The sequence below is a fragment of the Acidimicrobiales bacterium genome (assembly GCA_034521975.1).
Taxonomy (GTDB): domain Bacteria; phylum Actinomycetota; class Acidimicrobiia; order Acidimicrobiales; family SKKL01; genus SKKL01.
Genome location: JAXHLR010000005.1, coordinates 12,382 through 36,179 on the forward strand (window position 1 = coordinate 12,382; position 23,798 = coordinate 36,179).

At 69.1% G+C, this 23,798-nt stretch carries 24 protein-coding genes; 13 read left to right on the forward strand and 11 right to left on the reverse strand.

Going from position 1 to position 23,798, the window contains the following annotated elements; translation table 11 throughout:
• Both U5K29_06835 and U5K29_06840 read right to left on the reverse strand, forming a co-directional pair.
• Positions 1–123, reverse strand: coding sequence for a hypothetical protein (locus U5K29_06835; protein ID MDZ7678249.1), 123 nt, complete (start codon positions 121–123; stop codon positions 1–3).
• Positions 124–133: 10 nt separating this feature from the next.
• Positions 134–1,216, reverse strand: coding sequence for a glycoside hydrolase family 15 protein (locus U5K29_06840; GenBank protein MDZ7678250.1), 1,083 nt, complete (start codon positions 1,214–1,216; stop codon positions 134–136).
• A gap of 835 nt (positions 1,217–2,051) precedes the next feature.
• Here U5K29_06840 and U5K29_06845 point away from each other — a divergent pair.
• Complete coding sequence (locus tag U5K29_06845; protein ID MDZ7678251.1) at positions 2,052–2,213, forward strand: hypothetical protein; 162 nt, start codon at positions 2,052–2,054, stop codon at positions 2,211–2,213.
• Positions 2,214–2,269: 56 nt separating this feature from the next.
• Here the strand turns inward: U5K29_06845 and U5K29_06850 are convergent, their stop codons facing one another.
• On the reverse strand, positions 2,270–2,782 hold the full coding sequence (locus U5K29_06850; GenBank protein MDZ7678252.1) for a gamma carbonic anhydrase family protein: 513 nt from the start codon (positions 2,780–2,782) through the stop codon (positions 2,270–2,272).
• 75 nt (positions 2,783–2,857) lie between these two features.
• Between U5K29_06850 and U5K29_06855 the strand changes: the two genes are divergently transcribed.
• Both U5K29_06855 and U5K29_06860 read left to right on the forward strand, forming a co-directional pair.
• Positions 2,858–3,502: a helix-turn-helix domain-containing protein gene (locus U5K29_06855; GenBank protein ID MDZ7678253.1), complete on the forward strand. Its 645-nt coding sequence runs from the start codon at positions 2,858–2,860 to the stop codon at positions 3,500–3,502.
• Between the two features lie 135 nt (positions 3,503–3,637).
• On the forward strand, positions 3,638–4,756 hold the full coding sequence (locus tag U5K29_06860) for a ferritin-like domain-containing protein (protein ID MDZ7678254.1): 1,119 nt from the start codon (positions 3,638–3,640) through the stop codon (positions 4,754–4,756).
• A 69-nt stretch (positions 4,757–4,825) separates the two neighbouring features.
• Here the strand turns inward: U5K29_06860 and U5K29_06865 are convergent, their stop codons facing one another.
• Positions 4,826–5,293, reverse strand: coding sequence for a glutaredoxin domain-containing protein (locus tag U5K29_06865; protein MDZ7678255.1), 468 nt, complete (start codon positions 5,291–5,293; stop codon positions 4,826–4,828).
• Between the two features lie 143 nt (positions 5,294–5,436).
• Here U5K29_06865 and U5K29_06870 point away from each other — a divergent pair, with 143 nt between their 5' ends.
• Positions 5,437–6,858 (forward strand): aldehyde dehydrogenase family protein, encoded by a 1,422-nt coding sequence (locus tag U5K29_06870; protein MDZ7678256.1) that lies wholly within the window; start codon positions 5,437–5,439, stop codon positions 6,856–6,858.
• 71 nt (positions 6,859–6,929) lie between these two features.
• The gene (locus U5K29_06875; GenBank protein ID MDZ7678257.1) at positions 6,930–7,739 is read left to right on the forward strand and encodes a MerR family transcriptional regulator; all 810 of its coding nucleotides are present in this window, start codon (positions 6,930–6,932) and stop codon (positions 7,737–7,739) included.
• Positions 7,740–7,957: 218 nt separating this feature from the next.
• Here U5K29_06875 and U5K29_06880 read toward each other — a convergent pair whose 3' ends face one another.
• Together U5K29_06880 and nth are read right to left on the reverse strand one after the other, a co-directional pair.
• Positions 7,958–8,356: a YbaN family protein gene (locus tag U5K29_06880; GenBank protein ID MDZ7678258.1), complete on the reverse strand. Its 399-nt coding sequence runs from the start codon at positions 8,354–8,356 to the stop codon at positions 7,958–7,960.
• Complete coding sequence (gene nth / locus U5K29_06885) at positions 8,353–9,033, reverse strand: endonuclease III (protein ID MDZ7678259.1); 681 nt, start codon at positions 9,031–9,033, stop codon at positions 8,353–8,355. Before nth ends, U5K29_06880 begins: the two co-directional genes overlap by 4 nt.
• A 106-nt stretch (positions 9,034–9,139) precedes the next feature.
• Between nth and U5K29_06890 the strand changes: the two genes are divergently transcribed.
• The 3 genes from U5K29_06890 to arsA are packed head-to-tail and all read left to right on the forward strand — an operon-like array spanning position 9,140 to position 11,987.
• On the forward strand, positions 9,140–9,493 hold the full coding sequence (locus U5K29_06890; protein ID MDZ7678260.1) for a metalloregulator ArsR/SmtB family transcription factor: 354 nt from the start codon (positions 9,140–9,142) through the stop codon (positions 9,491–9,493).
• Between the two features lie 35 nt (positions 9,494–9,528).
• The gene (arsD, locus tag U5K29_06895) at positions 9,529–10,185 is read left to right on the forward strand and encodes an arsenite efflux transporter metallochaperone ArsD (protein ID MDZ7678261.1); all 657 of its coding nucleotides are present in this window, start codon (positions 9,529–9,531) and stop codon (positions 10,183–10,185) included.
• Positions 10,185–11,987 (forward strand): arsenical pump-driving ATPase, encoded by a 1,803-nt coding sequence (gene arsA, locus U5K29_06900; GenBank protein ID MDZ7678262.1) that lies wholly within the window; start codon positions 10,185–10,187, stop codon positions 11,985–11,987. Before arsD ends, arsA begins: the two co-directional genes overlap by 1 nt.
• A 31-nt stretch (positions 11,988–12,018) precedes the next feature.
• Here arsA and U5K29_06905 read toward each other — a convergent pair whose 3' ends face one another.
• Genes U5K29_06905 through U5K29_06925 form a run of 5 tightly spaced genes read right to left on the reverse strand, consistent with a single transcriptional unit; the run spans position 12,019 to position 17,124 of the window.
• On the reverse strand, positions 12,019–14,292 hold the full coding sequence (locus U5K29_06905) for a molybdopterin oxidoreductase family protein (GenBank protein ID MDZ7678263.1): 2,274 nt from the start codon (positions 14,290–14,292) through the stop codon (positions 12,019–12,021).
• Between the two features lie 49 nt (positions 14,293–14,341).
• Positions 14,342–15,019 (reverse strand): NUDIX hydrolase, encoded by a 678-nt coding sequence (locus U5K29_06910; protein ID MDZ7678264.1) that lies wholly within the window; start codon positions 15,017–15,019, stop codon positions 14,342–14,344.
• Positions 15,016–15,474, reverse strand: a complete 459-nt coding sequence (locus tag U5K29_06915) for a peroxiredoxin (GenBank protein ID MDZ7678265.1) — start codon at positions 15,472–15,474, stop codon at positions 15,016–15,018. The genes U5K29_06910 and U5K29_06915 overlap by 4 nt, the downstream gene beginning before the upstream one ends.
• Before the next feature lie 56 nt (positions 15,475–15,530).
• Positions 15,531–16,376, reverse strand: coding sequence for a methyltransferase domain-containing protein (locus U5K29_06920; protein ID MDZ7678266.1), 846 nt, complete (start codon positions 16,374–16,376; stop codon positions 15,531–15,533).
• Complete coding sequence (locus tag U5K29_06925) at positions 16,369–17,124, reverse strand: class I SAM-dependent methyltransferase (protein MDZ7678267.1); 756 nt, start codon at positions 17,122–17,124, stop codon at positions 16,369–16,371. The genes U5K29_06920 and U5K29_06925 overlap by 8 nt, the downstream gene beginning before the upstream one ends.
• A gap of 379 nt (positions 17,125–17,503) precedes the next feature.
• Between U5K29_06925 and U5K29_06930 the strand changes: the two genes are divergently transcribed.
• From U5K29_06930 to U5K29_06950, 5 genes are all read left to right on the forward strand, one after another.
• Positions 17,504–17,707, forward strand: coding sequence for a dodecin family protein (locus U5K29_06930; GenBank protein MDZ7678268.1), 204 nt, complete (start codon positions 17,504–17,506; stop codon positions 17,705–17,707).
• Positions 17,708–17,746: 39 nt separating this feature from the next.
• Positions 17,747–19,021, forward strand: coding sequence for an ATP-grasp domain-containing protein (locus U5K29_06935; GenBank protein MDZ7678269.1), 1,275 nt, complete (start codon positions 17,747–17,749; stop codon positions 19,019–19,021).
• Positions 19,022–19,033: 12 nt separating this feature from the next.
• A complete protein-coding gene (locus U5K29_06940) occupies positions 19,034–20,323 on the forward strand; it encodes an ArgE/DapE family deacylase (protein ID MDZ7678270.1) in 1,290 nt (429 codons plus the stop codon).
• A gap of 22 nt (positions 20,324–20,345) precedes the next feature.
• Complete coding sequence (locus U5K29_06945) at positions 20,346–22,337, forward strand: CocE/NonD family hydrolase (protein MDZ7678271.1); 1,992 nt, start codon at positions 20,346–20,348, stop codon at positions 22,335–22,337.
• Positions 22,338–22,456: 119 nt separating this feature from the next.
• Complete coding sequence (locus tag U5K29_06950; protein MDZ7678272.1) at positions 22,457–23,797, forward strand: MFS transporter; 1,341 nt, start codon at positions 22,457–22,459, stop codon at positions 23,795–23,797.
• Position 23,798: the final 1 nt, after the last annotated feature.

The following is a 23,798-nucleotide window of genomic DNA, read 5'->3' on the forward strand; positions in this document are numbered from 1 at the left end:
TCAGGTGATGGCGTCGTAGACGAGCGCCAGGACCAGCCCGTAGAGGGCGTGGCCCATGATGAACCCGACCGGGGTCATCGCTCCCCAGTTCTTGCCGAGCAGCCCGGTCCCTGCTCTCACCATTCCGGCAGCGTCACCCGATGTGGGCTGCGCCGGCGCGCTCGGCGACCTGGATGGCCCAGGCAGCGTTGACGAGGCCGACGTGGGTGAACGCCTGGGGGAAGTTGCCGAGCAGCGTCCCGGTCGTCGAGCCGATCTCCTCGGAGAACAGACCGACGTCATTGGCGCATGACACCATGCGATCGCAGAGCTCGCGGGCCCGTTCGGTCTCGCCGAGCAGGGCCCAGCAGTGGGCGAGCCAGAAGGTGCACATGGCGAAGGTCCCCTCGTCGCCGTCGAGATCGTCGTCGCCCCGGTAGCGGAAGACGAAGCCATGCTCATCGCTGAGCTGGTCGGCGATCGTCTCGATGGTCGATCGCATGCGGGGATCGTCGGCGGGGAGGAACCCGACGATCGCCATCATCAGCACCGATGCGTCGAGCTCGTCGCTGTCGAAGCTCTGCACGAAGGCGCCGAGGGAGTCGTTCCACGTCCGCGCGGTGATCTCGTCGCGGATCTCCTCCCGTGCCTTCTCCCACCGCCCGATCTGGGCATCACTCGCCCCGATCGTCGCCCCGAGTGAGCAGGCACGGTCGGCGGCCACCCAGCACATGAGCTTGGAGTGGGTGAAGTGTCGCGGCTCACCGCGGATCTCCCAGATCCCCTGGTCTGGTTCCTTCCACCGCTTCACCGCGGCGTCGGCGAGATCGCCGAGGAACCCGGCGGTGCTCTCGTCGAGCTCGCCGAGCTGGGCGATGAGCTGGCAGGCGGCACCGAGGAGCTCGCCGTACACGTCGAGCTGCACCTGGTCCCATGCGCCGTTCCCGACCCGCACCGGCCGGCTCCCGTGGTAGCCCTCGAGGTGGTCGAGCTCGGTCTCGGGCAGGTGTTGCTCGCCACCCACGCCGTACATGATCCGAAGCGGGTCCCCGCTGGTCAGCCTGGTCCCGGCGGCGGTGGCGAAGAACCCGAAGAAGTGCTCCGCCTCGTCCGGGCAAGCCGCAACCCACAACGCCTCCAGCGTGAGGCTGGCATCGCGCGCCCAGGCATACCGGTAGTCCCAGTTCCGGGTCCCGCCGAGCGCCTCGGGCAGCGAGGTCGTCGGGGCCGCGACCACCGCTCCGGAGTGGCGTCAGCGTGTCGCAGCAGGTCGTCCTGCGAACGCGACTTGGGTGGCTCGGTCCACGGGTCGTGCAGGAAGAGGCCGAACGCGAGGCGCTCCCCGCCGGTGATCTCCACCGTGGCGTGCATCGTTGCCGCCTCCGGGTCGATTTCCCACCCGCTGGGGGCAGTGAGGACCGCGGCGGTGGCGCCGCCACGGGCGAGGACCCCGTCCGGGCGGTCGACAAGGTGTGGGTGCACCAGCCCGTACTCGGGTCTCAGCGCGAGGTCGGTGGCGATCGTCACCGTCCCCTCCAGGCCGGTGACGACGCGGATGATCCCGGGTGGGGCGTGCCGGCCGATGTGGTGGCCGCGCTCGTCTTCGCCGAGGGGGCACAGGTCCCACACCTCCACACGACCGGTCTCGGTGCGCCACTCCGTGCAGACGACCATGGTCTTGCTGAGGTAGCGCCGGGATGCCATGCCGTCACCGGAGGGGGCAAGCGACCAGTGGCCGGCGTCGGGGCCGAGGATCGAAGCGAAGCTCGCGGGGGAATCGAACCGGGGAAGGCAAGCCCAGTCGACGGTCCCGTCGAGGGTGACGAGCGCGGAGCCTTGGCAGTTCGAGATCAGGGCGTGGTCCTCGATCGCTGCCGACCGACCGGGCCGTGAGAGAGGGGCCCCACCACCGGTCAGCCGGTCTCGCGTGCTGCGTCGGCCTCGACCCGGAGGGTGTCGGTCCAGATCGCTCTGACCATGCCGGTGCTCCTCTGCGCTGGTGGTGGGATGGGTGCGACGGGAACCCGCCGGGCCGCCTGTCTGTTCCCTACCTGTTCGGCGAGATCGTCGAGGTGAAGATGCGCTACCGAGACATCGGCGGAGCGGCCGGCTTCGCTCAGGCGGTGCTCTCGGGGGTGCTGGCGAATTGGCTTGTCGGCATGGCGGCCTTCCTGGCGAGGACCATCATCAGCAAGTACATTCGAGGCCCGGAGACCGCGGGTGAGCCGCCCTGAACCAGGGAGCGTGCCGTCGATGCTTGGTGTCACGCCACCAGCACCCGGTTCCGAGGTCAGAGACCGGCGGCACGGTAGCGGCGGACCATGTCGGCGTACCCCACGTCGGTGCGGCCTCGGGCCTCGAGGCGGGCGGAGCGGGCATCGTCCAAGGGTTCGATCGTGCCCGGCACCCCTCGTACCATCGAGTGGTCCGGTACGACCATCCGCGGCGGTACGACCGCGCCCGCTGCCACGATGCAGAACGAGCCGATCTCGGCGCCGTCGAGGATCGTGGCGTTGTTGCCGAGCAGAACGTTGTCGCCGACCTGCCGGCAGTGCAGGACCACCCCGTGCCCCGCAGTCACGTTGTCGCCGACGACGAGGGGCTCGCCGCAGTGGACGACCGCGGCGTCCTCGATGTGGCAGTTGGCCCCGATCCGTATGGACGAGAAGTCTCCTCGCACCACGGCGGACGGCCACACGCTCGAGCCCTCGCCGATCACGACGTCGCCGATCACGAACGCCGTCTCCGCGATCCACGCGGTCCCTGCGATCCGGGGCGTGTGCTCTTCGAAGCTTCGGATCATGGCCGCAGGCTAGTGGTCGGATCTCGACGCGAACCGGGGCCGAGGCCTCCCGGCGTTGCAGTACCCTCGTACTCGATGCTGGAGCGCGCGGCCGACGAAGCGGGTGAGCGAACCGATGCCGGCGATCCCATCCGGGAGCAGCTGCTCGACGCCGCCGCCAGGGTCTTCGCCGAGAAAGGGTACTCCGGCACCAAGATCAAAGACATCGTGAAGGCATCCGGCCTGTCGAGCGGCGCGCTCTACGGGAGGTTCTCCTCGAAGGACGAGCTGCTGGTCGAGGCCGTCATCCGCCAGGTGGAGCGAACGGCTGTCCGTCACCGGTTCGAGGGTCGCACGGTCGGTGACGTGCTCGTCGATTCGGGCCGCGCCCACGGTGCCCTCAGCGACGCCGAGGCGACCCAGCTGGAGGCCTTCATCGCCGCCAGGCGCCAGCCCCAGGTCGCCGAGGCGATCGCCGAGGCCCGCGAACAGTGGCGAGCGACCATCGCGGCCGACATGATCCGACGGGCGATCGACGACGGCACCGCCGATGCCGATGCCGACTTTCCGTCGGTGGTCTATTTCATGGAGAGCCTGAACCTGGGACTCATGGTCCAGCGGGGTGCCGGTCAGTACGCCCCCGATGCCGAGGCGTGGAATCGGTTCCTCGAGCGAGTGATCCGCACGATGGCCACCACGGACCACGACGCCCGCGACGAGGAGCCGACCCCGGACGACTGACGGACCCCTCGCGGTGGTGCCCGGGGGACCCCCGCCCTTGACACCTGAAGAAGAATTGTTATTCTTCGTGTCGTGCCCGACGCCCCGGCCCGGGGTGAACCGCGACCGGGGCACGACACGAAGGGGAGACACCTGATGACCGACACAGCGGTTCCGCGGCTTCCGAGCCAGGCGGAGATGGACGGGTCGATCAAGCTGATCACCGACAACGCGCCCCGCATCTTCCTGTGGGACTACGACCGCAGCTGGGACCAGCTGGTCACCCTCTACAACAAGGCGATGGCCTCCCAGTGGAACTCGGTCACCGACCTCGACTGGGCCACCGAGGTCGATCCCGAGCGCCTCGTGGAGTCGTCGCCCCAGCAGAACCTCACGGTGGAGCTGGCGCGCGAAGCGTCGAAGATCCCCGGGTCGCCGTTCGCCTCGTGGACCGAGAAGGAGTTCACCGCGCTGGGCATCGAGCTGCTCAAGGGCTCGCTGAGCCAGTTCATGCACGGTGAGCAGGGCGCGATGATGGTGGCCGCCAAGATCGTCGAGACCGTCCCCTGGATCGACGCCAAGTACTACGCGTCGACCCAGACGATGGACGAGGCCCGTCACACCGAGGTCTTCGCCAAGTACCTCCACACCAAGCTCGGCGACGCCTACCCGATGAGCCCGTTCCTCGAACAACAGATCGACGACCTCATCAGCGACAGCCGATGGGACATCGCCTACCTCGGCATGCAGATCGTGATCGAGTCGCTCGCCCTGGCTGCGTTCGGTTCCATGCTCCGTGCCACCGAGGAGCCACTGCTCAAGAAGCTGCTCCGCTACGTCATGGCCGACGAGGCCCGCCACGTGGCTTTCGGGGTCCTGAGCCTCGCCGAGTACTACGAGGAGCTCAGCTCGGCCGAGTTGGCCGAGCGCCAGGACTTCCTCCTCGAGAACACCGTTCGCAGCCGCCGCCGCTCGACGACCCCCGAGGTGTGGGAGCGCTTGGGCACGACCGAAGAGGCGGTGCTGCCGTCGCTGGTGGAGGCAGCCGGCAAGCTCGGCACCAACCAGTTCGCCGTGTTCCAGCGGAGCTTCTTCGCCAAACTGGTGCCCAACGTCCGCAAGCTCGGTCTGCTCGACGCCAACGACGGTCATCTGCGCAAGGAGTGGGAGGCGGTCGGGATGCTCGAGTTCGAGTTCGCCGACGACACCGGGTCTGACTACGAGGCCTACGACGCGGTGGCCGAGGACCGCGCTGCTGCAGCATCGAACACCTAGCTGTAGTGACCACGGACCTTGCTGACACGGGTCCGCTGGTGATCGACCGGTAACGGACCCTCGGTGCGCTCAGTGACCGGCGTCGACGACGGCGGCCCGACGGCCGCGCATCCAGCGAAGCCCCATGTGCGCGGCCAGCGCCACGCCCACCAGCGGGGTTCCCCAGCTGGAGTCGGTGCCCACCATGACCGCGCCGGCGGCTACCAGCAGCGTGGCGACCACGATCAGGTGCGCGAGGCGCAGCGGAGGCCACGGGCGCGAATCGGCCACCAGCGAGGGGTCGATCTCTGCAACCCGCTCCACGACCTTGTGGGGCCGCGGAGCCACCATCACCTCGTCGCCGACGCGCACGGTCGGAACCGTCTCGTTGCCGTCGGCCACCGAGCGCACGAACGCCCGTGCGTCGGGGTCCTTCCAGATGTTGCACCACCGGGCGGAGACGCCGGCATCGCCGAGTGTGGCCCGCATTGCGGCGCAGTACCGGCAGCCGGGTCGCCAGTAGACCTCGACGGTGGGGGACGGTGGTGGTGGTGGCATCGAGCGCGGCCCTTCTGACGCGACCCCCTCTGATCTAGCAGCGAGGGGTCGTTTCGACCAGTCGGCGGGAAGGCAGGCGCCGCAAGCGGGAATCGGTGTACGGCGTACAGTGTCGGAGACGTCCGACAGGTAGGGAGCATTGAATGGATCACGTAGGTCAGTTCTACATCGGTGGCCAGTGGGTAGATCCGTCGTCTGACGAGACGATCGCGGTCGTCGACCCGGCCACCGAGGAGGCCATCGCCCACGTCGGCGCGGGTCGGTCCGACGACGTCGATGCCGCTGTCGCCGCGGCCAAGGAGGCGTTCGAGTCGTACTCGCGCACCACCAAGGACGAGCGCCTCGCCCTCCTCGACAAGATCATCGAGCTGTACATGGCCCGCGCCGACGACCTGGCCGCTGCGGTCAGCTCGGAGATGGGCGCGCCCATGTGGCTGGCCAAGGCTGCTCAGGTGCCGGCGGGTCTCATGCACTTCATCACGGTGCGCGGCGTGCTCGAGGGCTACGAGTTCGACGAGGCCCGGGGCAGCACGCTCGTGGTGCGCGAGCCCGCTGGGGTGTGCGGGCTCATCACCCCGTGGAACTGGCCGTTGAACCAGATCGCGTGCAAGGTCGGTCCCGCCATCGCCGCCGGTTGCACCATGGTGCTCAAGCCCTCGGAGGTTGCGCCGCTCAACGCCATCGTCCTCACCGAGATCCTCCACGAGGCCGGAGTGCCCGCTGGGGTGTTCAACCTGGTCAACGGCGACGGCGTCAACGTCGGCGCGCCCCTGTCAGCGCACCCCGACGTCGACATGATGTCGTTCACTGGCTCGACCCGGGCCGGTAGCGAGGTCGCCAAGGCCGCTGCGCCCACCGTGAAGCGCGTGGCCCAGGAGCTCGGCGGCAAGTCGGCCAACATCATCCTCGACCACGACGACTTCGCCGCCGCCGTCGCCCGCGACGCCGGGGGGATGTGCACCAACTCCGGCCAGTCGTGCAACGCGGCCACCCGCATGCTCGTGCCCAACTCGCGCATGGACGAAGCAGCAGCCATCGCCACCGAGGCCATGGCCAACGTGGTCGTCGGCGATCCCAACACCGAGGGCGTCACCATCGGCCCGGTCGTCTCCGAGACCCAGTGGGACCGCATCCAGCGCCTCATCGAGAAGGGCATCGGCGAGGGCGCCACCCTCCAGATCGGCGGCCCCGGCAAGCCTGAGGGCCTCGACACCGGCTACTACGTGAAACCCACCCTCTTCACCCACGTCACCAACGAGATGACCATCGCCCGCGAGGAGATCTTCGGTCCGGTACTGGTCATGATCGGCTACGAGGACGACGACGACGCGGTGCGGATCGCCAATGACAGCCAGTACGGCCTGTCGGGCTACGTGTCGGGCCCCGTCGACCGGGCGAGGGAGATCGCTCGTCAGATCCGCACCGGGAACGTGCACCTCAACGGTGCCGGGCCCGACTTCAACGCTCCGTTCGGTGGCTACAAGCAGTCGGGCAACGGCCGCGAGTGGGGGATCGAGGGCTTCGAGGAGTACCTCGAGACCAAGGCCATCTTCGGCTGGAGCTGACCCCTCGAGGAGTTCGCGGATCTCGGACACCTCTTGACCTTCGAGTCGAGTCGAAGGCTTATGGTGAGCCCATGACCAGAACCGACACCACCTCGGACGGGTACACGATCGGGGATGCCGCCCGCCTCAGCGGGTTCGCCCCGACGGCTCTGCGCTACTACGAGGACGCCGGGATCCTCGCCCCCTCGGCGCGCACCGCCGCCGGGTACCGGATCTACGATGACCGCGACCTGGATCGGCTGCGACTGATCCGTCGCGCCAAGCAGCTCGGCTGCACCCTCGACGAGGTCCGCGACCTCCTCGAGGCATGGGACGACGAGCAGTGCGGACCGGTCAAGCATCGCCTCCGCTCGCTGGTCGACGAGAAGGTCGCTGCGGTCCAGGAGCACCTCGCCGACCAGCTCGCCCTCGCCTCTCAGCTCCAGGCCACCTCTGCGCTGCTCGCCGAACGTCCCCTCGATGGTCCCTGCGACGACAGCTGTGGGTGCGCGACCACCACCGCTGCGATCGAGTCTGCGCCGCGTCGTGGCGACGCGGACCAGTCGGTTCCGGTCCCGTTCGGTCGTAGAAGCTCGGAAACGTCGGAGGAGACGGCGATCGCCTGCTCGCTGCCGGCGGGGGAGATGGGAACCCGGTTCCAGGACTGGCAGCGGGTGCTCGACTCGGTGATCGATCGACAGCCGCTCGCGGGTGGGCTCCGGCTGATGCTCGACGATGATGCACCTCTCGGCGACATCGCCCGGCTGGCCGCTGCCGAACACCAGTGCTGCTCGTTCTTCGGCTTCTCGCTCACCGTCGACCGCCGCGGGGCCGCGCTCGAGGTGACCGCGCCCGAAGACGGCCAGGACGTCCTCGTCGCTGCCTTCGGGTCGGCCTCGTGAAGGCGCACGACGATGCGCCGAACCTGGTTGGCGTCGGGATCGCGGCGTGCGTCGCGTGTTGCGCGGCGCCGGTCCTCTGGCTGGTCGTTGCCACCGGCACCATCGGTGTCCTCGGCGTGGTGGCGTTCGGCGCGGTCGGGTTGGTGGCCATCGTTCCGGGCGTCGTCCTCGTGGCGCGGCGCCGGTCCCGCCGCGGGGGCACCACTGGTGGGGACCGATCAGCGGTCGTCCTCGCGGGTCGGGGTCCGCAGGATCCAGAAGGCCCCGACGAGTCCGGCGAGGATGACGACGGTCCGGACGGTCCATGAGTCGAGCATCCACGCGCTCAGGCTGACGAACACCGTCAGCATCGTCAGTGCGAGCACCTTGGCTCGCCGGGGCATCCCCAATCCCGCTCGGTAGTCGCGCACCGCGGGGCCGATGCGGGGCAGGTTGAGCACCCAGGCTTCGAGACGGGGACTCGATCGGGTGAAGCAGCCCGCGGCGGCGATGAAGAACACCGTGGTCGGCAGCCCCGGAACCACGACGCCGATCCCGCCCAGCCCCACACAGGAGAGCCCGAGGCTGACCCACGCCAGCCTTGCAGCCCTCGACGGGGCGCCGTCGGGCTGGTTCACGCGTCGGTCCGGCGTGGCCGCCCCCTGCTGGCCTGCCTACGTTCCTCGGCCATCCGTGTCTTGCTCGCCGCGAACGAGCAGATCGGGCAGGTCTCGAAGACGTGGCGCCGGGCGGGACAGTACTCCCGGCCGAAGTAGATGATCTGCAGGTGGCGCCGGTTCCAGGTCTCGATCGGGAACACGGCCTTGAGGTCGCGTTCGGTGCGCTCGACCGAGCTCCCATCGGACAGACCCCACCGCCACGCCAGCCGGTGGATGTGGGTGTCGATCGGGAACGCCGGCACGCCGAAGGCCTGGGCCATCACGACGCTCGCCGTCTTGTGGCCCACCCCGGCCAGCGACTCGAGGAAGTCCCAGTCGGGCACCAGCTCGCCGCCGGCTTCGAGGATCTGGGTGGCGGCGGTCCACAGGTTCCTTGCCTTCGTGGGCGCCAGGCCGATCTCACGGATCATCTCGAGGATCTTCTCGGGCCCGAGCTCGACCATCTCCTCGGGGGTGGATGCCAGCGCGAACAACGCGGGCACCACCTCGTTGACCTTCTTGTCGGTGGTCTGTGCTGACAGGGCCACCGACACGAGCAAGGTGTAGGGGTCGGTGTGGTGGAGCGGGATCGGCGGCTCCGGGTACAGCTCGTCGAGGATCTGGCCGATCCGTTCCGCTTTCTCGCTGCGACGCATCCCGGCGACGGTAGCCCGTGGAGCGATGGGATCGGGTCAGGCACCGTGGGCGTGCCGTCGAAGCGGGTTGTGCCTCGGAGCATTCGGTTGTATCGTTCATCGTCGAATGGCGATTAGATCTGAAGCTTCGAACATCCTCATCGACAGCGACGACTGCTGCGAGCCGCCCCCGCCGGCCGGTGCGGTATCGAGTCCCGATCTCGAGACCTTCGCCGTCATGGCCAAGGCCATCGGCCATCCGGCCCGGTTGACCATCCTGCGCCTGCTCGCCGACCGCAACGCCTGCACCACCGGCGACGTGGTCGACGAGCTTCCCCTCGCCCAATCGACGGTGTCGGAGCACCTCCGCATCCTGCGCGAGGCCGGGTTGATCCAGGGCGAGATCGAGGGGCCCCGCACCCGCTACTGCGCGAACCCCGACGGCATCGCCATGCTCAAGGCCGGCATCGCCGAGCTCTGACCGACCACCAATCCCAGATCCATGGAGGAACCACTGTGAAGATCGACGTGTACGACCCCGCGATGTGCTGTTCGACCGGTGTGTGCGGCCCGAGCGTCGATCCGGCACTGGCCACCTTTGCCGACGATCTCGACTGGCTCGATCACCAGGGGGCCGAGGTCCGCCGGTACAACCTCGGACAAGAGCCCGGTGAGTTCGCCGCCAACCAAGAGATTCGGGTGCTCCTCGAACAGCAGGGCGAGGATGCCCTCCCCGCGGTCTTCGTCGATGGCGAACTGGCTTCCTCGGGTCGCTTCCCCTCCCGAGACGAGCTGGCCCAGTGGATCGGCGCGACCGCGCCAGTGGTGGGCGCCCCCGTCATCGCCGAACTGGCGGCGATCGGGGCGGCGATCGGATCCAACTGTGAACCCTGCTTCAAATACCACTACGCCGAGGCCCGCAAGCTCGGACTCACCAACGCCGATCTCGCCCTCGCGGTCAAGACCGCCCAGGCGGTGAAGACGGTCCCGGCCGACAAGATGCTCGACACCGCGTCGCGCCTCCTCGGCGTCGAGGTCGCCGCCATCGGTGGCGCCGCGCCGGCGGTTGCTGCTGCGGAGGCCGAGGATGACGCCGGCGGATGCTGCGGCGGGGAGGCCTCCTCCGAGACCGAGCCGGTCGCGCTCGGCGCCACGTCATCGGGGTGCTGCTGATGCTCGACGCGCTCCTCTCGGACCCAACCCGATTCCTGTTCTTCACCGGCAAGGGCGGGGTCGGCAAGACCTCGCTGTCCTCGGCTGCCGCGGTCGCCCTTGCCCGCCAGGGGCGGCGGGTCCTGCTGGTCAGCACGGATCCGGCCTCGAATCTGTCCGAGGTCCTCGACACGTCGATCGGGTCGACTCCACGCCCCGTCAACGGGGTTCCCGGCCTCGACGCGCTCGACATCGATCCCGATGCCGCCGCCTCGGCCTACCGCGACCGGGTCGTCGGCCCCTACCGGGGGGTCCTGCCCGACGTCGTGGTCGCCAACATCGAAGAGCAGCTCTCGGGCGCTTGCACCGTCGAGATCGCCGCGTTCGACGAGTTCACTGCGCTCCTCGCCGATCCGGGTGCCACCGCCGGATACGACCACGTCGTCTTCGACACCGCCCCCACGGGTCACACGCTGCGGCTCCTCGCCCTCCCCGGTGCGTGGACCGGATTCCTCGACACCAACACCGCGGGGGTGACCTGCATCGGCCCCATGTCGGGTCTCACCCAGGCCCACGACCGCTACCGGGTGGCCCTCGACTTCCTCGCCGACCCGAGCGCGACCACCCTCGTTCTGGTCACCCGCCCCGAGGGCGCGTCGCTCGAGGAGGCCGATCGCGCCCGCCATGAGCTGGCCGAGATCGGCATCGGGAACCAGCACCTCGTCGTGAACGGGGCGTTCGCCCCCGGCGATCCCGGTGATGCCACCGCCCGGGCGCTTGCCGACCGTCAGGCCGCGGCGATGGCCGACGTCCCGCCCGGTCTGGCCAGCCTGGCGCGCGACACCCTCCCGCTGCTCGCGGTGCCGCCGATCGGTGCCGACGCACTCGCCAGCATGCTCGACGGTCGGAGCGCACCGTCGCCCGGCGAGGCGACCGGATTCGATGCCCCGACCACCAGCCTCCTCCAGATCGCCGACCGCGTGGCCGAGCGTGGCCGGGGCCTCGTGATGACGATGGGCAAAGGAGGCGTCGGCAAGACCACGGTCGCGGCCGCGCTCGCGGTCGAGTTGGCTCGACGTGGCCTCCCCGTGACGTTGTCGACCACCGACCCCGCCGCCCATCTGACCGGTGCCCTTGCCGGTGGTACGGCCCTGCCGGACAACCTCGTCGTCGAGCGCATCGACCCCGACGCCGCGACCGCCGCCTACACCGCGGAGGTGCTGGCCGACGCCGGTGCTGGCCTCGACGCCGGCGGCGTCGCCGTGCTCGAAGAAGACCTCCGGTCGCCCTGTACCGCCGAGATCGCGGTGTTCCGCACCTTCGCCGCCACCGTCGGCCACGCGTCGGACCGCATCGTCGTGCTGGACACCGCACCAACAGGTCACACCCTGTTGCTGCTCGATGCGGCACAGAGCTACCAGCGCGAGGTCGAGCGGCATCAGGACACCACCAGCGACGACGTCGCCCAGCTCCTGGCCCGGCTACGCGACCCCGACTACACCACGCTGCTGCTCGTCACCCTGCCCGAACCCACCCCGGTGCACGAGGCGGCCGAGCTCCAGGCCGATCTGGAGCGCGCCGACATCCGGCCGGCTGCCTGGGTCGCCAACCAGACGCTCACCGCCACCGGCACCACCGACCCGATCCTCGCCGAGCGCGCTCGCCACGAGCAGCGGTGGTTGGTCGACATCCTCGAGCGCCACGACCAGCTCGCGGTCGTTCCATGGCAGGTGACGGCACCCACCGGTGCCGACGCGCTCGCTGCCCTCGTCACCGGTGGTGCACCACTGGTGACGGCTGGCGCCTCGAGCGTGTCGAGGTAGCGCCCGGCGGGTGGGCCACCCCGACCGATGGTCAACCGGGAACGGCGGTAACGGTCACCGGGATCGCGTTGAGCACCGCATTGCCCGACAGCGGATCGATCCGCGCGGAGTCGGCGAGCAGGTTGGAGTTCACTCCGGGGTGGGCTGCGGCGACGCTCAGGGCGGCGCCGGGGGCGTCGTGGCCCCAGCCGTGGGGCAGCGACAGCACCCCTGGCCGGATGTCGTCGGTGACCTCCACCGATGCGACCAGCGAGCCGGCCTTGGAGGCCACCTCGGCGTGAGCACCGTCGGCTACCCCGACGCGGGCGGCATCGTCGGGGTGCATCTGCAGCGTGCAGCGATCGCGTCCCTTCACCAGCACCTCGACGTTGTGCATCCACGAGTTGTTGGACCGCACGTGGCGCCGACCGATCAGCACGAGCTCATGCTCGTCGACACCAGCGTCGAGCGACGCGGCAAGGCGTGGCAGGTCGGCCACGATCGGTTCGGCGGCGAGCTCGATCAGGCCGCTCGGCGTGGTGATCACATCGGGAACCCGGGGTTCGAGCGGCCCGAGGTCGATGCCGTGGGGCGCGTCGCGCAGGCGGGCGAAGGTGAGTCCGTCGGGGTCGATCCCGAACCCGTCGCCGTAGGCACCGAGGCGGATCATCGCTTCGAGCGCCCGATCGGTCGGCGAGGTGGCTTCGAGCATCGCTTCGAGCTCGGCGACGTCGCGGCCTTCGTGGATCCCGCCCGGCTTCACCGCCCGGCCGAGCACGCCGTCGAGGATGAGGTCGTCGATGGTCGCGGGGTCGGCCTCGACTCCCACCCCCGAGGCGATGAGGGCGAGCCGGGCCAGGATGGTGGCCTCATCGGGGCGATCGCCGCGGTCGTGGAGCGGCGGTGACCAGTGGGCGATGTTGCGGACCGACAAGGTGTAGAAGGCCAGGTCGTAGTGGCTGCGCTCCAGCGGCGACGGTGGGGGCAGGATCACGTGGGCCAGCCGGGACGTCTCGTTGCGGTACATGTCGACCGACACCACCAGGTCGAGCCCGGAGACGGCCCGCTCCATCCGTTCGCTGTCCGGCGCCGACCGTGTGGGGTTGCCGGCCACGACGAACAGGGCCCGCACCTGGCCCTCGCCGGGCGTCTCGATCTCGTCGGCCAGCGTGGCGACCGGCAGCTCGCCCTTCACCTCCGGGTACCCCTTCACTCGGCTGTGACGGCGACCGACCGAGAAGCCCCGTCCCGGTCGCTTCGGGTGGCGAGGGGCGTGGGCGGCCAGCGGGAACATGGCGCCGCCCGGCCGGTCGAGGTTGCCGGTGAGCGTGTTCAACACGTCGACCGCCCAGGACGCCAGCGTGCCGAACTCGACGGTGTGGGTGCCGATCCGGCCATAGACCGCCGCGGTCGGGGCCGCGGCCAGCTCGCGGGCCATCCGCACGATGGTGGCGGCATCGACACCGGTGACGGGGGCGACCGCCTCGGGCGTGAAGGCCACGATGAGGGACCGGAGCTCGTCCACCCCGGCGACGTGGGGCGCGAGTCGGTCCAACGCCACCAGGTCCTCGGCGAAGAGCACCTGGATCATGGCGACCAGCAGGTGGGCGTCGGTCCCCGGGCGGATGGCGATGTGCTCGTCGGCGTTGGCCGCGGTCTTGGTCCGGCGCGGGTCGACCACCACGACCTTGCCTCCCCGCTCCCTGATGCCCTTGACCCGACCCGGGAAGTCGGGAGCGGTGGCCAGGCTGCCGTTGGACTCCCACGGGTTGGCACCCAGCAGCAACAGGTGGTCGGTGCGATCGAGGTCGGGCACCGGGATGGTGTTGGCGTTGCCGAACAGGTACCCCGACGACACGTGCTTGGGCATCTGGTCCACGGTGCTGGCCGAGTACACGTTTGTGGTGGCGAGCGCCCGGGCCAGTGCCGGTGCGTAGAGCCCGCCGGCCAGGTTGTGGACGTTGGGGTTGCCCAGGTAGATCGCCACCGCATCGCGCCCGTAGTGCTCGTGGATGGGCGCCAGGCGCCGCTCGACCTCGGCGAACGCCTCGTCCCAGCTCACCTCGTGCCAGGTGGCGGTGGCGGGATCGTCGCCCCGGCGGAGCAGGGGTCGCCGGAGCCGGTCGGGGTCGTCGTGCAGGCGTCCGATGGTGGTGCCCTTGGGGCAGACGAAACCGTGGGAGAACACGTCGTCAGCGTCGCCCCGCACGCGCTCGACCGCGCCGGGTGACCCATCGGACTGGCGGCGCACGTTGAGGGTCAACCCGCAGGTCGCCTCGCACAGCGGGCAGGTGCGGTGGTGGTCGAAGGTGTCGGCGCTGGTCATGTGGGCCACCATCCTATGGACTCTCAACGTGGGTCGTCCGGTACACCGCTCAGGACCGTTCGTAGCGCCATCCGGCCGACAGCATCCACAACCGATGGCGGCGACCGGCAGCGCCGAGGTCCGACTCGGCGTAGCCGGCGTCGCCCGGCCACAGGATCACGGGGCCTTCGTCGCTCCGCACGAGGCGAGAGGCATAGCGTGGAACCGGCCGACGCGACGACGCCATCGCGAGGGCGTCGTCGACCGTGGTCGCGGACGCGAGATCGTGAAGGGTCACATAGGTGGGAGGCGCGAGGTCGAGCTCCCCCGCGTCGCGTCGGGCCAGCACCTCGGCGGGGGGAAGCCACGTGTGGTCATGGATCTCGTGGCCGTCGATGAGGACGTCGCCATCGGCGGCCCGCGCCACGAAGAACCAGGTGGCGAAGCGGCGCCCCGTCGAGGGTGGAGGCGTCCAGTGCGAGAACGACACGAGCTCGTGTGGTTCGAGGCGGAGGGCGCACTCCTCGACCGCCTCTCGCACGGCTGCCTGGCGTGCCCACCTCTCGTCGTCGTCGTCGTCGGTGCGGTCGGCGTCCTCGACCCGGCCGCCCGGGAACACCCACATGCCGCCGAACGCTCCCTCGGGGTTCCGGCGCAGCATCAGGGTCGTGGGCCCGCCCGGCTCGTCGCGCAGGAGGACCACCGTTGCCGCCGGGGTGGTCTCACTCGGGGCCTCCGGGGTCGTCATCGGCCCCGCAGCACCTCGAGGGCGGTGTCGGCATGGACCTCCATGTTGGTCTCGCTCGACACGACCTCGAGCACGGTGCGGTCGGTGTCGATCACGAAGGTGGTTCGCCGGTTGAGCAAGGGGCCCGGTCGCTTGACGCCGAACGACTTGGCGATGCTGCGGTCCGGGTCCGACAAGAGGGGGTAGTCGAGCCCGGCCTGGTCGGCGAAGGCCGCCTGGCGCTCGATCGAGTCGGAGCTGATGCCGATCCGGGTGGCGCCGACCTCGGCGAACTCTCCCGCCAGGTCACGGAAGTGGCAGCTCTGGGCCGTGCACCCCTTGGTCATCGCCCGTGGGTAGAAGAACAGCACCACTGGGCCCTGCGCCAGGTAGTCGTCCAACCGGACGTTCTGGCCCTCGTGGTCGGTGGCTTCGAACCGGGGTGCGGTGTCGCCGGGCTTCACATCACTGCTCAACCGCCGGCCGGGCCCATCCATTCCTGCGGCGCGGGTGGGCCCGGCCCCGGGCTGGGTCAGTCGGCCCGGCGGAACACGAAGATGCCCCACTTGAGGTATCCCCGCGCGGCGCCGTCGACCCAGTGCCCCAGACCCGCTTTCATGCGTTCGACGTAGTCGTCGGAGGCGCGCAGTTCCCCGGCGGCGGCCCGTGCCTCGAGCACCTCTCGCACGGTGGCGTAGTGGGTGCCCAACTGATCGGTGAGGTCGTCGAAGCCCTCCTCGACGAAGCCTCGTTCGGCGAGCTCCTCGCGGTAGAACCCGGGAGAACCGAGCGAGTCGAGGTGGATCCGGTCGAGGATCGGCTGGATCACCCCGTCGGGGCAGTCGTCGGCCTGCATGGGATCGGTGAACACCAATCGACCACCGGGCCGGAGGACCCGGGTGATCTCGTCGAGGACCCGTCGGCGGTCGCCGGCGTGCAGGAACGCGTCCTGGGACCACACCACATCGAAGCTGGCGTCGTCGGCGGGGACGTCCTCGAAGCTGCCGTGCTCGACCGTGACCAGCGAGTCGAGGCCGCGATCGGCGTTGAACTGCCGGTTCCGGTCGTTCTGCACCTCGCTGATGTTGAGGCACACGACGGGGCTGCCGTAGCGGTCGGCCAGGAACCGGGCGGACCCGCCATAGCCGGCCCCGAGATCGAGCACCCGGGTCTCAGGTCCGAGCGGTTCGATCCGGGCCGCCATGACCGCCACCGTCTCGCGGCTGGCCTCAGCGATGGTGCGCTCACCGTCGTAGAGCCCGATGTGGATGTCTTCGCCACCCCACACGTCGAAGTAGAAGGCGTCGGCGTCGTCGCTGTCGTAGTACTGCTCGGCCTCGCTGGCGACCGCCTCGCTGCTGGGCTGGGAGCTAGGCACCGTAGGACTTCTCCGCGACGTGGATGAAGAAGTCCGGTTCGGACTCCTGGTAGGTCTCCTGGAAGTCGCCGTAGGTACGCACCCGCGGGAACCCGGCCTCGTTCAACAGGGTGCGCACGTAGTTCTTGCGCAGCGGGAACATGTTGAGGTGGTAGTGCTCGTCTTCGGGGAAGTCGTAGCGGAAACGTGCCAACCCCTCGTCGACGTACTCGGGCTCGGCGGAGACCCGATCGCCGCAGTAGTAGTACTTGTGCTTCGAGCTGAACCCCTCGTCGATGATCTTGTCGTAGTTGCGATGGTCGATGATCAAGACGCCGTCATAGCGCAGCGCGGCATAGAACTCGGCGAGCGAGCGCCGACGGTCGGCCTCATCGAACAGGTGGGTGAACGAGTTGCCGAGGCAGATGATGGCATCGAACTTGCTGTGGACGTCGCGGTTCAACCAGCGCCAGTCGGCTTGGACGGTCTTGAGGACGTGACCACGCTCGCGAGCGTTGTCGAAGGCCTTGATGAGCATCATGGCGCTCCCGTCGGCGCTCATGACCTCGAAGCCCTCCTCGAGCAAGCGGACGGAGTGGAACCCGGTGCCGGTGGCGACATCGAGCACCTGTTCCTTGCCTCTGCCCCGCAGCACCTCGGCGAAGAAGGAACCCTCGCTCTCGGCTCGGGCGTCCCAGTCGATGAGATCGTCCCACCTCTCGACGAAGCTCTGGATGTACTCCGCCCGGTAGTGGTCCGACTCACGCACCTCCTCGGGGCGGTCTCCGTATTCTTGGACCCGTGCTCGTTCGATGTCCTCTGGATCGGTCGCGGCTGATGTGTGGTTGACCATTGGGTGGGTTCGTACCTTCTGTCGGGGGCAGTGCGCGTGAGGCTGGCAAGGCTGTGCCGCCAGCCTCTCGCCTTCCAGGGGCACGGCCCGTTCGGGGTTCCCGCGCTCGCCCGGAAGGTAGGGCCACCTTCGCGTACGACGTGGTGTCGATGCCAGTGTTGGCGATTGAAGAGTTCGTTGACGGGATCTGAACGGGGCGGACCGGGTGCACCAAGGCGGGGAGCAGCACGTGTCGGATCGCCGATGTGTGGGTAGCGAAGGACAAGTAGACGCACCCGAGCAGTAGGAGCACGAGATGAGCAACGTCGCACGAGTCACCGAGATCACCGCCCGGTCGAACAACAGCCTCGAGGACGCGATCAACATCGGCGTCGAGCGGGCGTCGACCACGCTGCGGAACGTGAGTTCCGCGTGGGTCAAGGAGCAGCAGGTCCAGGTCGTCGACGGGAAGGTGTCCGAGTACCAGGTGAACCTCCTGGTGACCTTCGTGCTCGACTGACGCCGAACGCGCCATGTCGTCCCACGATTGGATCCCCATGTGACCGACATCTTCGTGCTCGGGCTCGACGCCTTCAACCGACGCATGCTCGAGCGACTCGACGAAACCGGAGAGCACCGCTTTCACGGTGTCCTCGATCCGCACCTGATCCTCGAGGGGACCGACTTCCCGATCGAGGCGATGCTCGAGCAGGCCGAAGGCGAGATCCGTGCTGCCGGGACGCCCGTCGACGGCATCATCGGCTACGTCGACTTCCCCGTCAGCACCATGCTGCCGCTGCTCGCCGCCCGGTTCGACCTGCCGGCGGTCGGGTTGGAGAGCCTCCTTCGGTGCGAGCACAAGTACTGGAGCCGACGCGTGCAGGCCGAGGTCGTCCCTGAGCACATCCCCGCCTTCGAGTTGGTCGACCCGTTCGACCCCACCAGCGTGGACGGGATCGAGTTGGCGTACCCCTACTGGTTGAAGCCGGTGAAGTCGGCGGGTTCGTTCCTGGGGTTCCGGATCGAGAGTCGGCGCCAGCTCGAGCACGCCATGGAGGTGATCCGAGCCAACATCGGGATCTTCAGCGGACCGTTCGACCGGGTGCTCGAGCGCGCCGACCTCCCGCCCGAGATCGCGGCGGTCGGCGGCCACCACTGCCTGGTCGAGTCGCTCATCGGTGGGTACCAGGTCACCCTGGAGGGCGCGGTCCAGGACGGACGGATCGCCTTCCACGGGATGATCGACTCGATCCGCGTGCCGAACCAGTCGTCCTTTCAGCGCTACCAGTACCCATCGGCGCTGCCGGATGCGGTGCAGGAGCGGATGCGCCGGATCGCTTCGAAGGTGCTGACCCACATCGGGTTCGACCACTCGTGCTTCAACGTCGAGTTCTTCTGGGACGACAACACCGATGAGATCTGGCTACTCGAGATCAACCCCCGAATCGCCCAACACCACAGCGACCTGTTCGAGAAGGTCGACGGTGTGTCGAACCACCGGGTGGCGGTCGACGTCGCGCTCGGTCGACCCCTGCAGTTCCCCCACGGAGCGGGAGCGTTCCGCCACGCCGCCTGCTGCTGGCTGCGGGCTTTCGACGACGGTGTGGTCACCCGGGTCCCGAGCGACGAGGAGATCGAGGCGCTGTCCCGTGACGTACCAGGGCTGAGCGTGGACATCCACGTGAGCGCCGGGATGCGCCTCTCGGAGTTGGCGCACCAGGACAGCTACTCTTCGATCCTCGGACTCTTCTACATCGGCGCCGACAGCCCCGGGGAGCTCGCCGAGCTCGACCGACGTTGCCGCGACGACCTCCACTTCGAGATCCGGTACTGAGGAGAACCCACCATGCGAGATCGGACGACCCTGATCGACTCCGATCGGGTGCGTGACCGTCTGGTCGACCTGACCCGCATCCCGTCGATCACCGGTGACGAGGAGGCGGCGATCCGGCGCCTGGCCGACTGGCTCAGCGAGAGCGGTGCCGAGGTCGACTACTGGTTCGACGGCATCGGCAAGCTGGTCGTCGACCCGGCCTATGCCGGACACGAGGTCGAACGAGCATGGGTCCCGGTGGTCGCCGGGCTGGTCCGTGGTGTGCGCCCGGGTCCCACCATCATGTTGACCGGCCACGTCGACGTCGTCCCGCCGGGCGACTACGACCATTGGGACAACGACCCCTTCCTGGGTTCGGTGGAGGACGACACCGTGTACGGCCGGGGGACCGCCGACATGAAAGGTGGTCTGGTCGCGGCGCTCGAGGCCTTCGAGACCTTCGCCCGCGGTCCCCGCGACTTCGCCGGGCGGGTGGTGTTCGTCGCCGTCCCCGCCGAGGAGGACAGCGGCATCGGTACGCTGGCCGCGATCCGTCGAGGCTGGACCGCCGACGCGGTCATCATCCCCGAGCCCACCTGGTGCGGGGACGCTCCCCAGCTGGTCGTCGCCCACGCCGGTGCGATGTCCTGTCTCGTCGAGCTCACCGGTCGGTCCGCGCACGCCTCGAGGCGCCTCGACGGCGAGAGCGCGCTCGACCACTACGTCACGCTCCACAATGCCATCCGTGAGATGGAGCGGGTGCACAACGAGGCCGAGCAGGATCCGCTGCTGCGCGAGCTGAAGCTGCCCTACGCGACCAACGTGGGGACCGTCCAGGGAGGGACCTGGTCGTCGACGGTGATGGACAGCCTGGAGGTCGGGCTGCGGGTCGGGGTGGGCATCGACGAGACGACCGATCAGGCCAAGGCCCGCTTCGAGCAGTCGCTTCGGGACAAGCTCCAAGGCGACGCATGGCTCAGCGCCAACCCTCCGGTGGTGCGATGGCAGGCGGCGGGGTTCGGCTCCGCCCAGGTGTCGCGCGACCACCCGCTGGTCGAGTGCCTCGGAGACGCGGCCGAGGTCGTGTTCGGTGCGCCCCCGGTGGTGACGGCGGTGCCCTACGGCTGCGACATGGCGGGATGGGTGCGAATCGCCGGCGCAGCGACGGTGATGTACGGACCTGGCGACATCGACCAGGCCCACAGCGCCAACGAACGTGTCTCGCTGGATGCGACCGAGCGCACGGCGCGGGTGTTGGTCCGCGCTGCCAGCGCGCTGCTCGAACGCGACGTCGCGACCCTGCGGTCCGATCCGCGTGCGTGAGGTTGCCGAGCACCCGCGGCAGGTGGAGCTCATCGAGCACACCTGGATCCCGATGAGCGACGGCACCCGCCTCGCGGCCCGGATCCACCTTCCGGTCGACGCCGATGCCGACCCGGTCCCCGCGATCCTCGAGTACATCCCGTATCCCGAGCGCTATGACACGCGCCTGCGCGACGACGTCTCGGCTCCCTATGTGGCCGGGCACGGGTATGCCTACGTCCGGGTCGACCTGCGGGGCAGTGGCGACTCGGAGGGCCTGCTGCTCGACGAGTACCTGGAACAAGAGATCCAGGACGGGCTCGAGGTGCTCGCATGGCTGGCCGACCAGCCGTGGTGCGACGGCGGTGCCGGCATGATCGGGATCTCCTGGGGCGGGTTCAACGGGTTGCAGATCGCGGCCCGGCGCCCCCCGGAGCTCAAGGCGGTCATCAGCCTGTCGTCGACCGACGACCGCTACCTCGATGACGTCCACTACATGGGCGGGTGTCTGCTCACCGACAACCTCTCCTGGGCGGCGGTGATGTTCGCCTACAACTCGTGTCCCCCGGATCCGGCCATCGTGGGCGACCAGTGGCGGTCGATGTGGATGGAGCGGCTCGAAGCCAACACGCCCTGGGTCGTCACCTGGCTGCAGCACCAGCACCGCGACGAGTACTGGCGTCGGGAGTCGGTGTGCGAGGACTACGACGCCATCCAGGTCCCGGTGATGGCGGTCAGCGGCTGGGCGGACGGCTACACCAACACCGTGTTCCGTCTGCTCGAACACCTCCCGGGGCCCCGGCAGGGGCTCATCGGCCCGTGGAGCCACCTCTATCCGCAGGAAGGGGTGCCCGGTCCGGCGATCGGGTTCCTCCAGGAGGAGGTCCGGTGGTGGGACCACTGGATCAAGGGCATCGATCGAGGAGTGGAGGACGAGCCGATGCTGCGTGCGTGGATGCAGGACAGCGTGCAACCCATCTCCTACTACGAGATGCGGCCCGGCCGCTGGGTCGGCGAGCGTGAGTGGCCGTCGCCCGAGATCGACTGGCAGACCCTGGCGCTGGCACCGGCCCGCCTCGTCGACGGGTCCGAGCCGGTCGAGGAGGGGGACGCCACGATCCAGTCGCCGCTGACCGTCGGCCTCTTCGCCGGGAAGTGGTGCTCCTACAGCGCCACGCCCGATCTGCCCCACGACCAGCGACAGGAGGACGGTGGCGCGCTCACCTTCGACAGCGCGCCGCTCGAGCACGACATCGAGATCCTCGGGTCGCCGGTGCTGACCCTCGACTTCACCTCCAACCAGCCGATCGCCATGGTGGCGGTGCGCCTGTCCGACGTCGCACCCGACGACAAGGCGACCCGCATCACCTACGGGCTGCTCAACCTCACCCATCGTGACGGACACGAGGAGCCGACGCCGCTGCAGGCCGGCGAGCGCTACCGGGCCGAGATCCCGCTGAACCACGTTGCGCAGCAGTTCCCTGCCGGACACCGTCTCCGGGTGGCGCTCTCGACGTCGTACTGGCCGTTGGCCTGGCCGCCTCCGGAACCGGTGCGGCTCACCGTCGCCACCCATGCGAGCAGCTTCGCGCTCCCTGTCCGGCCCCGCCGTGACGACCTCGACACCACGATCGGGTTCGCCGCGCCCGAGGGCGCACCCGCGCCGGCGATCACCCAGGTCGAGCCGACCCGGCACTCGTGGCGGGTCATCCGCGACCTCGCCACCGACGAATCCACGCTCGAAGTGGTCAAGGACGAGGGCGCGTTCCGGATCGATGCGATCGACCTGACCCTGGTCGATCGGGTGTGGGAGTGGTGCACCTCGATGGGCGACGACTGGACCTCTCCCCGCAGCGAGATCTACAGCATCCGCGGGATCCGACGCGGTGACTGGTCGGCCGAGACCCACACCCGAACCGTGGTGAACTGCACGGCGACCGAGTTCCACGTCCACGCCGAGATCGACGCCTACGACGGAGACGAGCGCGTGTTCTCGCGGGACTGGTCGGAGCGGATCACACGAAACCTGCTCTGATCGCGGCCGGGCATTAGTTAGTCTCTGGAACTACTGCCGGCAGAGGGTCACGAGGAGAGCCAGGCCATCACAGTGTTCTGCAACCGCGCCGCCGCCACGTCGGGCGAGCGAGACGATCGGTGACCAACCCCACCGGGACCACTCGGGCCGACGACGGGCTCTCCGCGACCGAGCGTGAGGCCGAGCTGCCGGCGGAGGCACCTTCTGAGGGTCCCGGGCGCCGCCGGGTGGCCAGGTTGCGCACCTTCGACTCGCTCAAGATCCCGATCTTTCGCGACTTCTTCCTGTCGATGCTCGGCCACATGGCCTCGCAGAACATGCAGATGGTGGTGCGCTCGTACCTGGCGTACCTGCTCACCGGCTCCTACGCCGCCGTCGGCACGATCGCCATCGCCAGTGCCATGCCGGGTATCGCCCTGGCGATGGTGGGCGGCGCCATCGCCGACCGGGTGCCGCGCCGCAAGATCGTCGTCCAGGCCGGCCAGTTCGTCAACGCGCTCAACGCCATGGCGGTGGGGCTGCTGCTCTTCACCGACGCGCTCACCTTCCAGCTCCTGCTGGTCACCGCCGTGGTGCAGGGCACCTCGATGGCGCTGATGATGCCCTCCCGCCAGGCGCTGCTCCCGTCGCTGGTGCCCGGTCAACAGCTCATGAACGCGGTGGCGCTCAACGCGGCGGGGATGAACACCATGCGCCTGCTGGCGCCGGCGCTCGGCGGGTTCATCTTCGAGTCGGTGGGTGCCGCGTGGGTCTACTTCCTGATGTCGGGGCTCTACCTCTTCGCCAGCCTGTTCCTGTTGCGCGTTCCCGAGACCTCGCGCGAGACGACCTCGGCGGGAAGCGTGAAGGGCGAGGTGCGTGCCGGGCTGCGCAACATCCGTGGGGGGCTGGCCTACATCCTCCACAGCCCGGTCATCGGGCCGCTCATGGGAATCAACGTGCTGGTGGTCATCACCGCCATGCCCTACATGTTCCTGCTCGGCGGCTACGTCCAGGACGTCCTCGACGCCGGTGCCGACTCGCAGGGCCTGCTGCTCAGCATCAGTGGGCTCGGGTCGCTGGTCGGGAGCCTGGTGATCGCCTCGTTGCGGCCCCAACGGAGGGGCACGATCTACCTCGTCGGCTCGGCGTTCCAGGGCCTCATGCTGTTCCTCGCCTTCACGATCTCCACCGACATGTGGATCATCGCCGGGTTCTTCCTCCTGATGGGCCTCGGCCAGGCCGCTCGCCAGTCGCTGTCCAACGTGCTGGTCCAGAGCTATGTCGAAGAGGAGTACCGCGGTCGGGTGATGAGCGTCTACATGCTCCAGTTCAACCTGGCTCAGCTCGGGGCGTTCCTCACCGGGGTGCTCGCCGCCTTCGTCGGACCGCGAGTGGCGCTCGGCGGGACCTCGCTCGCGCTCGTGCTGCTCGCGCTCGGCACGCTGGCCTTCGTGCCCCGGCTCCGCAACCTCGACTGAC

Excerpts from the sequence above, each read along its gene's own strand:
- U5K29_06890 (MDZ7678260.1), top strand. The coding sequence starts at position 9,140 with ATGGCGATTAGATCTGAAGCTTCGAACATCCTCATCGACAGCGACGAC.
- arsA (MDZ7678262.1), top strand. The coding sequence starts at position 10,185 with ATGCTCGACGCGCTCCTCTCGGACCCAACCCGATTCCTGTTCTTCACC.
- U5K29_06870 (MDZ7678256.1), top strand. The coding sequence starts at position 5,437 with ATGGATCACGTAGGTCAGTTCTACATCGGTGGCCAGTGGGTAGATCCG.
- U5K29_06865 (MDZ7678255.1), bottom strand. The coding sequence starts at position 5,293 with ATGCCACCACCACCACCGTCCCCCACCGTCGAGGTCTACTGGCGACCC.
- U5K29_06850 (MDZ7678252.1), bottom strand. The coding sequence starts at position 2,782 with ATGATCCGAAGCTTCGAAGAGCACACGCCCCGGATCGCAGGGACCGCG.
- U5K29_06910 (MDZ7678264.1), bottom strand. The coding sequence starts at position 15,019 with ATGACGACCCCGGAGGCCCCGAGTGAGACCACCCCGGCGGCAACGGTG.
- U5K29_06875 (MDZ7678257.1), top strand. The coding sequence starts at position 6,930 with ATGACCAGAACCGACACCACCTCGGACGGGTACACGATCGGGGATGCC.
- U5K29_06940 (MDZ7678270.1), top strand. The coding sequence starts at position 19,034 with ATGCGAGATCGGACGACCCTGATCGACTCCGATCGGGTGCGTGACCGT.
- U5K29_06835 (MDZ7678249.1), bottom strand. The coding sequence starts at position 123 with ATGGTGAGAGCAGGGACCGGGCTGCTCGGCAAGAACTGGGGAGCGATG.
- U5K29_06905 (MDZ7678263.1), bottom strand. The coding sequence starts at position 14,292 with ATGACCAGCGCCGACACCTTCGACCACCACCGCACCTGCCCGCTGTGC.
- U5K29_06860 (MDZ7678254.1), top strand. The coding sequence starts at position 3,638 with ATGACCGACACAGCGGTTCCGCGGCTTCCGAGCCAGGCGGAGATGGAC.
- nth (MDZ7678259.1), bottom strand. The coding sequence starts at position 9,033 with ATGCGTCGCAGCGAGAAAGCGGAACGGATCGGCCAGATCCTCGACGAG.
- U5K29_06855 (MDZ7678253.1), top strand. The coding sequence starts at position 2,858 with ATGCTGGAGCGCGCGGCCGACGAAGCGGGTGAGCGAACCGATGCCGGC.
- U5K29_06930 (MDZ7678268.1), top strand. The coding sequence starts at position 17,504 with ATGAGCAACGTCGCACGAGTCACCGAGATCACCGCCCGGTCGAACAAC.